Consider the following 11,826-nt stretch of genomic DNA (forward strand, 5'->3'; position numbering starts at 1 on the left):
GTGGGATAAAGGGGCCGCCCGCTCGCGGGTCGCAGACCCGTGGTCGTCTCTGCGGGCACTATTCGAGCGAGTGAACGGAGTGAACGAGCGAGAATATCCCGCAGAGCGACCGCGAGCGGGCGGGGGCATTCGGGGCCTTCGTCCCGGCGGCTTCTCCAACGTTTCCGACGACGCAGAGCGACCAATCCACGCTCACGAGAAGTCCGCGAGGTTCGCTTGCAGTCCCGAGAGCATGTGGGACTTGCGCCGGAGGGCCGCGAGCGAGACCGGTAGCTGTGGCGCGATTTCTCGGACCGCGCCGTGGAACGTCTCGGCCTCGCCGTACTCGCCGTCGAAGGCGTTGCGGACGCTCTCGCGTATCTGCCAGACGCCGACCGGTGCCCAGTAGTCGTCCGAGACCTCCCGGAGGACGAGGCACTTGGCCTGCCGCCCGACGGATTCGAGGTGTTCGAGGGCCGCGAGTCGGGAGGCGTAGTAGGCCCCGGCGGTCTCCTCGACGTACCCGGTCCGGCCCTCGTAGCCCTCGTGGGCGCTCGCCATCCACGTCTCGCCGTTGGGGTCCTGATTCCAGACGCTCCCCGGAGCCTTCATCTCCACGAGTTCGTACTCCCACTGGCCCGGCGTGAGGACGACCCAGTAGCGGTTGCCGAGGTACTCGTTGACCCACACCTGCGTCTCGTCCACGCTCGGGTTGGTCTGAACCTGTCCCCGGAGATACTGCCCGATAGTGTCGTCTACCGCGGTGATGGACCACCGCGTCGGGACGAGTCGGCGATTCTGGCCGCGGCCGAGCGCGCCCGCCGAGAGGATGTCGTTGATTTCGTACACGTCGAACCCGCGACGGTAGAGGTAGGTCATCGCGCCTTGGGCTTGCCAGTCGTCGTCTTCGAGGGTCTTTTTCACCGGGCGCGGGACGTGTGGGTTCTCGGTCAGGTCCGCGGAGGTGGCGCGCGCCGAGGGACCGGTCGGGGTCGCAATCGCGTCCACGTCCACGTCGAGGTCCAGCGAGTCCGAGAGACCGATTTCCACGTCCACCGGCCGGTCGGCGATGGCGACCTCGCGCTGGGTGCCGACGAACCCGTCCCACACGTCGTCCACGTTGTCCACGTTCGCGGCGTGGTTCGAGTTCAGCAGGCCGGTCCGGTACTGAAGCACGTTGTCGATGTCGAGGCCGCGCTCGTACCAGTCGCTACTCGTGGTGAACTCCGAGGCGCGGTCCTCCTCGCCGACGGGCGAGAGGATGCCCGTCGAGACGTTCGGGTAGTTCGACCGCCCGACGAACACCGACGGCGAGGTGCTACCGACCAGCGAGTCGCCCTGCGCGACCTCCGAGAAGCGGTCTTGGAAGTCGTCCACGTAGTCGAGAATCTCGTAGGACTTCTCCTCGGCGAGACGGCGCTTGCGGTCGGTCTCGTCCGGGCCGAGGCCCTCGATGTACTCGTCGAGACGCATTCGTCGCTGTTTGGGACCCGAACGCTTTGAACCTTACTCGCGCGACGTGCCAGCGGCTATCGGCGTGGCGTACAGGTGGTGCTGTCCCTCGCGGAGCGGTTGCACCGCCGATTTCGCTCGGCCGCCCCGCGGCAACTCTCAGTGCATGGGCCGGGTTCGTCCCGTCCTCGGATTTAAACTCTCGCATGGGGGTCCGGCGTGGAACTGGTTCGCGGAAGGCTCTAGCCTCCCCGGCGCGCGCTGGCGCGCGGTTCTGCGCGCGCCGACTCGTATCACGGAGTGGAGCGACTGAAGGCTCGGAAGTCGCCCGCCCGCATGGTTCGAGAGCAACGCCCTCGTCATCCCGAAAATCCCCTATTTTCGGAGACAGCGAAGCGAGCAGGACCGTCTTCCGGCGGACGGCGGCCGCGTCCGCGGTCGCCGAGGATGGGAGGCGTGAAACCCGCGGTGGCGTGGGGGTGCGGTGGCGTGCGGTCCCGGACCTGATTGGTTCGAGTCTGTCGCCCCGCTCTCGCCACGTCGTTCCCCATCCCACTTCGGTCTCGGTCACGCCCCCGGCCCAATACCCACGCACGTCCGGATATTGCCCGAACCGGCGAAACTTAGGTCCGAGGCGAGTGTTCGTTCGCACATGGACGACGAACCGACTGCCGAGACTGCCGAGGACCGCCGCTACGACGCCATCGTCGTGGGCGTCGGCGGGATGGGAAGCGCCGCGGCGTACCACCTCGCGGACCGCGGCGCGGACGTACTGGGTCTCGAACGCTACGACGTGCCCCACACGCGGGGGTCCTCGCACGGCTACACCCGAATCATCCGGTTGGCGTACTACGAGCATCCGTCGTACGTCCCGCTCCTGCGGTCGGCCTACGAACAGTGGGCGTCGCTCGGCGACGAGTACGGCCAGCGACTCGTCCACGAGACCGGGTCGGTCGCGGTCGGTCCCGCGGACAGCGACATCTTCGAGGGCGCGCGCCGGGCCTGCCGGGAACACGAACTCGACCACGACGTGCTGTCGGGCGCGGAACTCAACGACCGATTCCCCGGCTACGACGTGCCCGAGGAGTTCCGCGCCGTGTTCCAGCCCCGCGGGGGGTACCTCGTCCCCGAGGAGTGCATCGTCGCGCACGTCGAGGGCGCGCAGGCCCGCGGTGCCGAGATTCGCGCCCGGACGCAGGTCGCAGACTGGCGGCCGCTCGACGACGGCGGCGTCGAAGTCGAGGCGGAGTCGGCGCTCCCCGGGGCCGACGGAACCACGACCTACGAGGCCGACTCGCTGGTGGTCGCGGCGGGCGCGTGGACCGGGAAGCTCCTGCCGGACCTCGCGCCGGTGTTGGAACCCGAGCGGCAGGTCCTCGGGTGGTTCCAACCCGACTCGCCCGACCGATTCGCGCCCGAGGAGTTCCCGGTGTTCTCGATGCGGTGTAACGAGGGGTACTTCTACGGCTTCCCGATTCACGGCGTCCCCGGATTCAAAGTCGGCAAGTACAACCACCGCCGCGAGGCGGTGGACCCCGACGAGATGGACCGGGAACCGAACGCCACCGACGAGCGGATTCTCCGGGAGTACGCCGACGACTACTTCGCGGACGCCGCGGGACCGACGATGCGCCTCTCGACCTGCATGTTCACGAACACGCCCGACGAGCGATTCGTCATCGACACTCACCCCGACCACCCGCAGGTGACGGTCGCGGCCGGGTTCTCGGGCCACGGCTTCAAGTTCTCCAGCGTGGTGGGGTCGGTCGTCGCGGACTTGGTGGCGGACGGCGAGACAGACCACCCCATCGACCAGTTCGGCATCGACCGTTTTAGCAACCTAGATATTGTTTAGAAAAGCCTTTTTCTTTCTTTAAGGTGAATTTTTATTTCTCCATCGCGCTCGCGTTCGAGCGACGCGAGGTCGGAGACGGTTCGAGGAAGGTGACTGGTCGAGGAAGCGGGGGACAGGCTTGAACCAATCAGGACCGCACGGCACCGCCACCGCCCCGCACGGCACCGCGACGGCCTCACACCTCCCCAACCGACTGCGCGTCTCGGTCGTCGCTCCCTCCGGTCGCTTCTCCCTGCGATGCTCGCCCCCTCGCGCGACGATGGCGCGGCACGGAGGCCGCGCCAGCGCGCGCCGGGATGGAAGAGTCACGCTGAGCGCTCCAAAGCCGTCCTCACGCCGCGAACCCTACCCCGACGAACCCCGCGAAGAACGACCCGACGGCCGACAGGAGCGCCACCCCGACCCGGTAGCCGACCAGCGCGCGGTCGAATCCTCGTTCCAGTCCGGTCGCCAGCGCGGTCAGAATCGCGGCCAACAGCAGGACGTACCCGCCGACGGCGAGACCGAGCGCCGCAGTCGGAAGCGGTTCTCCGAGCGTCCCCCGAGCCATCCCGTCGGCGAGCGCAATCGTGGCCCCGCCGACCAGCGGACCGAACACCGCGGCGGTGTTCCGGAGCGTCCCGGTCACGCTTGCGAGTTCGCGCCGGGCCTCGCGCTCGACCCGCTGGAGGTCGTCCACGTGGTCGGCCATCGAGACCACCGCGCGTCCCGCCGGTCTCCCCTCGCGGGCGGCGACAGCGAGCAGTGCGGCCGCGCTCCGGGCCTGCTGACTCGGCACGTCGGCGAGCGCGCCGTGGTCGCCGAGAAACGCCTCCCGGACGCCGACCCGAAGCCGTCGCTGGACGCCCGCGGCCGCCGCCAGCGTCTCGCCGGTCCGACCCGCCACCTCGGGCGCGGCGTCCTCGACTGCGGCCTCTACCGACGCGCCGTCGCTCACCCGCCTGCCGACCAGATAGAGCGCGTCGGTCAGGTGGTTCTCCACTGCGCGGGCGTCGTCCCGGACCCGCTTGACCGGCCGAAATCGCACGACGAGACCGGCCCCCACCGCTCCGCCGACCACCGCGGGCCAGCGCGTCCATCCCGGAAACGGCGCGGTGGCGACGACGGCGAGGACGCCCGCGCCAGCACCCGCAACGACGGTCGGCCAACGTCGGTCGGGCACCTCGGGATGCTCCCGAGACACCTCCGGCGGCGGGAACGCCGCGGGTCGCCGGACCAGCAACCACGCGCCGCCAGCGACCAGCACCGCGGGCAGACCGAGGTCGTAGAGCGCCACCAGCGCGGGAACCGAGAGCGCGACGCCCGCAACCCGCGCCGCGGGCAGGACCGCGACCAGCGCGAGCGGAAGCAGGACGCCGAAGGCGTAGAGCGCCGTCGCGGGTCCCCGGACCTCCTCGGCGAACTCGGCCATCCGGTCGCGCGTCCCGTCCAGCATCGCCGTCATCGCCCGGTCCAGCGTGGTCTCGCGCTCGCCCGCCGGGGCGTCGGCCGCCGACTCCACGAGCAGGACGGCCCGGCGGAGCGGCGGGTTCCACTCGGCCCACGCCGCGCCGAACGACGCCAGACCCGACTGCGGAGTCCCGGCGGCCCGCCGGACGTGTTCCCGGAGGTCGGCCGCGAGTCGTTCCTCCCCGCTGGCCGCGAACGCCGCCGCGCGCTCGCTCGCGGGTTCGACGCGCATCCGCAGGACCGCCCGCGCGACGAGCGCGGGCGCGGCCCCGAGCGCGGCGGTCCGACGCGCAGTCGCCAGCGCGACCGGCCCACGGCGGGCGGCGTGGGAGACACCGCCCGCCAGCGCGAGGGCCGCAGTTGCGACCAGAAATCGGAGTCTGCCGGGCGCAATCGCCACCGCGAGAACTCCGGCGACTCCGACGACCCCGGCGGTCCCGTACCCCGCCCGAACCGTCGTCTCGGCGTCCACGTCGGCGTCGAGGTACGCGAGCGCCCGCCGGAGGTCGTCGCCGGTCTCGACCGACCGCGGCCAAAGTCGCGCGAGGCGGACGAGGAGTCCGGCGAGGAGACGGGGGAGCAGACCGGCGGCGCGACCGGACACCGGACTCGCCGTCACGCTTCCCTCCGGTCGGCGTAGGCCGACACCACCGCGTCCGGACTCGTCCGGCCCTCGCCTGCGAGGTCCGCGAGCAGGGTCTCGCGCTCCCGGAGGGCCGCGCGCACGTCGGCGTAGGAGTCGCCGGACTCTCCGAGTCCGGCGACGAGCGCGCTGTTCCCGCGGTCGATGCGGCCCGTGGCCGCGAGTCCGTCGTCTCGGAGGCGAAATAGGCTCTCGAACCGGTCGCCGTCCACGATTTCCTCGACCGACTTCACCCGGCGGCGCTTGCCCGCGGGCGTCGAGACGGCTTCGAGCGTCACCACGAGGTCGGTCGCGGCGAACGACGAGGCGGGGACCCCGAGGTCCGAGACGACCCGCTCGCGGACGCCCGCGCCGCCGTCGCCGTGGATGGTGCCGAGAACCGCGTCGCCGCTCGCGCCGACGCGCATCGCCTCGTAGAGGACCGCGGCCTCCTCGCCGCGGACTTCGCCGACGACGAGTGCGCCTTCCCCCAGTCGGAGCGCGGTCCGGAGCGCGTCGGCGGGGTCGAGACCCGGCCCGTCGCCGGTCGTCGTCCGGAGCGGTTGCACGTCCCGACCGCCGGACTGGAGCGCCGAGACCGGGAGTTCGGGTGTGTCCTCGATGACGACGGTTCGGGTCGCCGCGGGGAGTTCCCAGCAGAGCGCGCTCAGCAGGGTGGTCTTGCCCGCGCCGCGGGGTCCTGCGACGAGTCCGGCCGCGGCGCGTTCGGCGGCGAGCGAGAGCAGGGCCGCCGCGGACGCCGGAAGGGTCCGGTTGGCGACGAGCGCCGGAAGGGTCCACGGCGTGGTGTCGTGTGCGCGGAACGCGAATCCCGGCCCGTCGCTCACGGGGTCGGTGACGCCCGCGACCCGGACTTCGCCTGCTCTCGTCTTCGCGGTCGCGTCGAGCGTCGGGGACGCCCGTGAGAAGGCCCGGCCGCTGGAGCGCCGGAAGCGCGAGGCGAGGGCTTGCGCGCCCGAGTCGGTGAGGCGGACGTTGGTCCGCATGCGCTCGCCGTCGGCCGTCACGCGAATCGGGTTCTCGCCGACCGGCGCGGTGGCGAACACGTCCGAGACCGAAGAGTCGGCGAAGAAGTCCGCGAGGACGCCGTGGCCGCGGGTGTGCTTGCGGAGCGCCGCGGCGAGCGCTTCGACCGGTTCGTCGAGGGTGGGGCCGGAATCGGGGGCGAAGTCGGGGGCGGAATCGGCGTTCGCGTCCGCGACCCGCCGGACTGCCCTGCCGGGCGCGCGCTCGCCGGGGTCGATTTCACCGCGGGCGAGGAGTCGGTAGGCGTCGGCGAGAAGCGCGAGCGCCGACTCCGAGAAGGTGTGTTCGACGGGTTCGAGGTGGTAGGTCCGGAGCGCGCGCTCGGTTTCGTAAACCCTGACCGTCGCGCCCGTGTCGAGTCGGCGCGTCTCGGCGAGGGTCGCGTCCGGCGGGGGTTCGGCGGCGACGCGGGCCTTCGCAATCGGCGGGCCGACGAAGGGGCGGAGCGCGTCGTCGTAGTCCTCGACGCGGCGAGCGCACTCGGCGAGTCCGGTCTCGGCCGCGATGTCGCCGACCGGTCCCGCGCGTCCGACCGCGGCGCGTGCGGCCCCGAGCGGGTCGCGTTCGGCGCGCCGGGCGAGCGTCCGGTCGTAGAACGCCGCGCGCTCGGCAAAGCGCCCGGCCGCGACGAGAAGCGCGGCCGACTCGCCCTCGTAGGCGCGTTCGAGGTGGTGGGTCCGGGTCACGACCGCTCGGGTCTCCCGGTCGGCCAAGGCGCTGACGGCCGTCCGACGGCAGGCCGGTTCGGTCGCCAAGTCGCCCGCGCCGGGGCAGTTTCCGGCGTCGAGCAGGAGGCGGTCGGCCTCGAAGGTGGGTTCGCAGGCGCAGTCGGGGTCCGAGTCGCGCAAGCGCGCCAGTGGATTTCGCATGGGCAGGGTTCGTTCCGTCCTCGGGTTTAAACCCTCGCGCGAGAGGTCGCGGTCGGGGCCGTGTCGTCGCGCGGAGGGTTGCTGTGGCGCGCTCGCGCTCGTGGCCCGAGCGGTCAGTCACGATGAGACAAGAATTCCAACCATCAAGAATATCTATATATGGCTCAAAGATAGCAAGATATTGTCTAGATGGACACGATTACTGTCCGACGCCCGCCCCGGCGGACCAGTCGGAGCGTCACCGTATAGCTCTCGCCGCCGCCGAGGACGAGCGCCCGGTCGTCGGTCGTGACTCGTCCGTCGCGGACGACGCGCAGGTCGGTCTCGGCGCGGCGGACGCGTCGGGGGTCGCCAGCGACCCGGAAGGCGAACACGTCGCTGACGGCGGTGTCGGCCGCGGTCGATTCGTTCCCCGGCAGTCCGCCGAGCGAGACGAACGCCAGCGGAGTCGCCGTCGGCGACTCCGCGGGAAACGACAGCGCGAGCGTCCGGCGCGCGCCGGGGGACTCCTCGTTGGCGAGCGTGGCCGCGGCCCTTTCGAGGCGGCCGAGTTCGCGCTCCGTGAGGCGCTCGGTCCGGGTCGCTCGCGCGTCTTCGAGCGCGGGCGTGACGGCCGCGACCAGCGCCGCCGCTAGCGCGACGGCGATGACCACCCGCAACACTACAGCGACTCCGCGATGCGGGCGAGCAGGCCGGTGTCGGAATCGGCATCGGTGTCGGCCTCCGAATCGTCGGCGTCACCTTCGAAACCACCGTCGCCAGCGCGGAGGTCGCCGACTCCGGAATCGGTCTCCGGTCGGTCCGAGCGGAGTCGCCAGTCGCCGGAGTCGGTCGTTCGACTCGCTCGCTCGTCGGCGTCGTCCCGTCGCTCGCCCGAGTCGAGTTCCGCTTCGAGCGCCTCGGCCTTCGCAAGCGCGGCGTCGGCGCGACGCTCGACGGTCTCGTTGACCCCTCTGACGTTGCCGACGTAGCCCCGGAGCGCCTGTGTCGCGGCGTCGAGTTCGTCGAGGCGGTCCTCTACGTCGTCGAGTCGTGCGGTCAGTCGTTGGACTTCGCGGGTCAGTTCCGCGGCGTCCGAGAGGTCGGTCAGGTCGCTGTCGCCGTCGGTCAGTGCGCGCTCCACGGCGCGGAGTCGCTGGTCGAATCCATCTGGGCGGGACATAGCACGAGTTGGTCCCGCCCTCACATTTATAATCTAGCCCGTGAAATGTATATATAAATACAATAAAATTTAATTAATGAAAAACATTATAGTGACTGTGGCAGTGCCACACACTGTCACGTTAAACGAGTTCTCGACCCCATGAACGCAAAACTACTCGGCCTGCTGTTGGCCGTCGTCGCGGTTGGATTGCTCGCCACTGGTTCGGCTGCTGCGGTTCAGTCGGAGAACCCTGGCTACGAGAAGTGTTACATCGAGGTCTGTCCGGATAGCATCGAAGGTATCGACTCTCTGTCGGATTCGACTGCCCAGTTGTCGGCGAGTCCGGAGTACGAGAAGTGTTACATCGAGGTCTGTCCGGATAGCGAACAGGCTCTCGCCTAAGGCGTAACAACGAAGAACGAGGCTGTCAGACCGACTTCCGAATGTCGCGCCGTTGACCCGCGCTTGTTACACAACCGGCGCTTTCGACGCGGCCGCGACCACTCCGACGTTCGCCGTCTACACGGAAACGGGCAAAATTCCGCGTCTGTCGCCGGAGTTCGACGGACGACTTCATTTTTGTCTACCCAGATACACCGACTGGGGGCACGACCGCGATTCCCGCGCCGGAAGGTTGATTAGCCGTCAATTCAACCCAACGCGCATGAAAGTCGTCCTGATTGGTGTCGGACAGGCCGGGGGGAAACTCACCCAGCGACTGGCCGAGTACGACCAGCAGATGGGATTCGGCGCAGTACAGGGAGCCATCGCGGTGAATTCGGCGAAAACCGACCTCCGAGAACTCGACCTCGATACCGTCCTCGTGGGTCAGGACCGCGTGAAGGGCCACGGCGTCGGCGGTGACAACGAACTCGGCGCTGAAGTGATGCAGAGTGACGCGACCGAGGTGATGGACGCTTTGGACGGTCGCATCACCGCCCAAGCCGAGGCCATCTTCGTGGTCGCCGGTCTCGGCGGTGGCACGGGGTCGGGCGGTGCGCCGGTCCTCGCGCACGAACTCAACCGCGTCTACGAGATTCCGGTGTACGGACTCGGCGTCCTGCCGGGCCGGGGCGAAGGCGCGATGTATCAGGCCAACGCCGGGCGCTCGCTCAAGACCCTCGTCCGAGAGGCCGACGCGACCCTCCTCATCGACAACGACGCGTGGCACACCTCCGGCGAGAGCATGGGCGAGGCGTTCGACAAAATCAACCAGAACATCGCCCAGCGCGTCGGCCTACTCTTCGCCTCGGGCGAGGCGGTCGAAGGCGTCGGCGAGAGCGTCGTGGACTCGAGCGAGGTCATCAACACCCTCCGGTCGGGGGGCATCGCCACGCTCGGGTTCGCCAGCGCCGAGGCCAGCGAGGACGCCGAAGAGAACATCAACACCGTCACTTCCACGACTCGCCGCGCCCTCCTCAGCAACCTCAGCCTCCCGAACGCGGTTGAGGCCGACTCGGGACTGCTGGTCGTGGCCGGGCAACCCGAGACCATCCCGCGCAAGGGTGTCGAGCGCGCCCGGAAGTGGCTCGAAGAGGAGACGGACAGTCTACAGGTCCGCGGCGGGGACTTCCCACTGGACAGCGGTCGTCTCGCGTCGCTCGTCCTCCTCGGTGGCGTCGAACGCTCCGAGCGAATCGAGGAGTTCCTCGAACGCGCCAAGGAAGCGAGCAAGGAGGCCGAGAAACCGGAGCAAGACCCGGCCGAGCAGTTCCGAAGCGACGAACTGGAAGACCTGATTTAGCGGGACCGACTTCGCTGGAGTATCGTTGGTAGAAACACCAACGCTTATTTTGTTGGCGAGTTTCCCACGCCAACACTATGGCCGACACAAACACCGACCCCACGACGTTGACGATTCGCGTCCAGTCGGCCGAATCGTTCTTCGAGGACGCACTTGCCGACCTCGAACGACTCGAACCCGACGAGGAAGTTGAGGAGAGACACGTGCTCAGTTTGCCGGACGAGGAAGCACTCGACCGCGTGTTGAACCCCAAGAATTTAGCGTTGCTTCGGACGACACTCAACCAAGACCCTGCGAGCGTCCGCGAACTCGCTCGTCTCGTCGGCCGAGATGTCAAGAACGTCTCGACGGCTATCAACGAACTCGCCGAACTCGGCGTCGTCGAACTCGTACGTGACGGTCGGGCGAAACGACCCGTCGTCTGGTACGACGAAATCGAGGTCAGATACGCACTCCGCGACCCGGATTCGGACTCGACGGGCCGGACGACCGGTCTCTCGTAGGGTCACGGTAACTACTACGCACTCCGTCGAAAACCGAAAGGTAGGTCGCAGACTGCGCCGATTAGCTGTGGATGCCCATCGCCTCGATTTGTTCCTGATACCGGTTCCGGATGGTGACTTCCGTCACCTGTGCGACATCGGCGACTTCGCGCTGGGTCTTCTTCTCGTTGCAGAGCAGGGAGGCCGCGTAGATGGCGGCGGCGGCGTATCCGGTCGGCGACTTGCCGGAGAGAAGCCCCTCCTCGGCCGTGGTCTCGATAATTTCGTTGGCCTTGGTCTGGACTTCTTCGCTGAGTTCGAGTTCAGAGCAGAATCGCGGGACGTACTTCTTGGGGTCCACCGGTTTCATCTCCAAGCCGAGTTCTTGGGAGATGTAGCGGTAGGTTCGCCCGATTTCCTTTCGTTCGACGCGCGATACTTCCGAGATTTCTTCGAGGCTTCGCGGGATGCCCTCCTTTCGACAGGCGGCGTAGAGCGCGGAGGTGGCGACGCCCTCGATGGAGCGTCCCCGAATCAAGTCCTCCTTGAGCGCGCGCCGATAGATGACGCTCGCCACCTCGCGGACCGACCGCGGGACGCCGAGTGCCGAGGCCATGCGGTCGATTTCACTGAGTGCGAACTGGAGGTTGCGCTCGCCCGCGTCCTTCGTCCGGATGCGCTCCTGCCACTTGCGCAGACGGTGCATCTGACTGCGCTTCTTCGAGGAGATGGACCGGCCGTAGGCGTCTTTGTCCTTCCAGTCGATAGTCGTCGTCAGGCCCTTGTCGTGCATCGTCTGGGTGGTCGGGGCACCGACGCGCGACTTCTCTTGGCGCTCCTGATGGTTGAACGCGCGCCACTCAGGACCGGGGTCTATCTGCTCCTCCTCGACGACGAGTCCGCAGTCTTCACACACGAGTTCCGCCCTGTCGGAACTCTTAACGAGGTTGTCAGAGTTACATTCGGGGCATTCCCGTACACCCTCTGACTCGTCCTCCGTTTGCTCCGCCTCGGCTTGGCGCTCCCGCTGGCGAGTGGACCGTGTCATCGCACTTTTATAGTAGTAGTGTCGAGGCACTTAAATCCTCGGCCGATAATGACTCCTTACTCGAAGGTCAGAAAACGGGACGCCCGTCCTTCGAACCACCATCGGAAAGCGTTTAAGCAGGTACCGAGGAAGTGA

10 protein-coding genes are annotated in these 11,826 nt (G+C 68.4%); 4 read left to right on the top strand and 6 right to left on the bottom strand.

The window, feature by feature from the left end; all coding sequences use genetic code 11:
* Positions 1 to 192: 192 nt before the first annotated feature.
* On the bottom strand, positions 193 to 1,452 hold the full coding sequence (gene nreA, locus P2T60_RS02870; RefSeq protein WP_276281056.1) for a DNA repair protein NreA: 1,260 nt from the start codon (positions 1,450 to 1,452) through the stop codon (positions 193 to 195).
* A gap of 631 nt (positions 1,453 to 2,083) precedes the next feature.
* Between nreA and solA the strand changes: the two genes are divergently transcribed.
* On the top strand, positions 2,084 to 3,286 hold the full coding sequence (gene solA, locus P2T60_RS02875) for an N-methyl-L-tryptophan oxidase (protein ID WP_276281057.1): 1,203 nt from the start codon (positions 2,084 to 2,086) through the stop codon (positions 3,284 to 3,286).
* Between the two features lie 331 nt (positions 3,287 to 3,617).
* Here solA and P2T60_RS02880 read toward each other — a convergent pair whose 3' ends face one another.
* The 4 genes from P2T60_RS02880 to P2T60_RS02895 form a co-directional block, all read right to left on the bottom strand.
* Entirely contained in the window at positions 3,618 to 5,354 is a 1,737-nt protein-coding gene (locus P2T60_RS02880; protein ID WP_276281058.1) for a type II secretion system protein, read from the bottom strand.
* Complete coding sequence (locus P2T60_RS02885) at positions 5,351 to 7,273, bottom strand: ATPase, T2SS/T4P/T4SS family (RefSeq protein WP_276281059.1); 1,923 nt, start codon at positions 7,271 to 7,273, stop codon at positions 5,351 to 5,353. Before P2T60_RS02885 ends, P2T60_RS02880 begins: the two co-directional genes overlap by 4 nt.
* Before the next feature lie 185 nt (positions 7,274 to 7,458).
* Positions 7,459 to 7,935, bottom strand: a complete 477-nt coding sequence (locus P2T60_RS02890) for a DUF7311 family protein (protein ID WP_276281060.1) — start codon at positions 7,933 to 7,935, stop codon at positions 7,459 to 7,461.
* A complete protein-coding gene (locus tag P2T60_RS02895) occupies positions 7,935 to 8,435 on the bottom strand; it encodes a DUF7310 family coiled-coil domain-containing protein (protein WP_276281061.1) in 501 nt (166 codons plus the stop codon). Before P2T60_RS02895 ends, P2T60_RS02890 begins: the two co-directional genes overlap by 1 nt.
* Positions 8,436 to 8,576: 141 nt before the next feature.
* On the opposite strand from P2T60_RS02895, the gene P2T60_RS02900 reads away from it, so the two are divergent.
* The 3 genes from P2T60_RS02900 to P2T60_RS02910 all read left to right on the top strand — a co-directional run bounded on the left by P2T60_RS02900 (position 8,577) and on the right by P2T60_RS02910 (position 10,664).
* Complete coding sequence (locus P2T60_RS02900) at positions 8,577 to 8,819, top strand: hypothetical protein (RefSeq protein ID WP_276281062.1); 243 nt, start codon at positions 8,577 to 8,579, stop codon at positions 8,817 to 8,819.
* Positions 8,820 to 9,081: 262 nt separating this feature from the next.
* Entirely contained in the window at positions 9,082 to 10,161 is a 1,080-nt protein-coding gene (locus P2T60_RS02905; protein WP_276281063.1) for a tubulin/FtsZ family protein, read from the top strand.
* A 77-nt stretch (positions 10,162 to 10,238) separates the two neighbouring features.
* The gene (locus P2T60_RS02910) at positions 10,239 to 10,664 is read left to right on the top strand and encodes an HVO_A0114 family putative DNA-binding protein (protein ID WP_276281064.1); all 426 of its coding nucleotides are present in this window, start codon (positions 10,239 to 10,241) and stop codon (positions 10,662 to 10,664) included.
* Positions 10,665 to 10,725: 61 nt separating this feature from the next.
* Here the strand turns inward: P2T60_RS02910 and P2T60_RS02915 are convergent, their stop codons facing one another.
* Positions 10,726 to 11,691, bottom strand: coding sequence for a transcription initiation factor IIB (locus P2T60_RS02915; RefSeq protein WP_115795304.1), 966 nt, complete (start codon positions 11,689 to 11,691; stop codon positions 10,726 to 10,728).
* Positions 11,692 to 11,826 lie beyond the last annotated feature (135 nt).

Origin of the sequence: Halorussus caseinilyticus (genome assembly GCF_029338395.1) — an archaeon.
Taxonomy (GTDB): Archaea; Halobacteriota; Halobacteria; order Halobacteriales; family Haladaptataceae; genus Halorussus; species Halorussus caseinilyticus.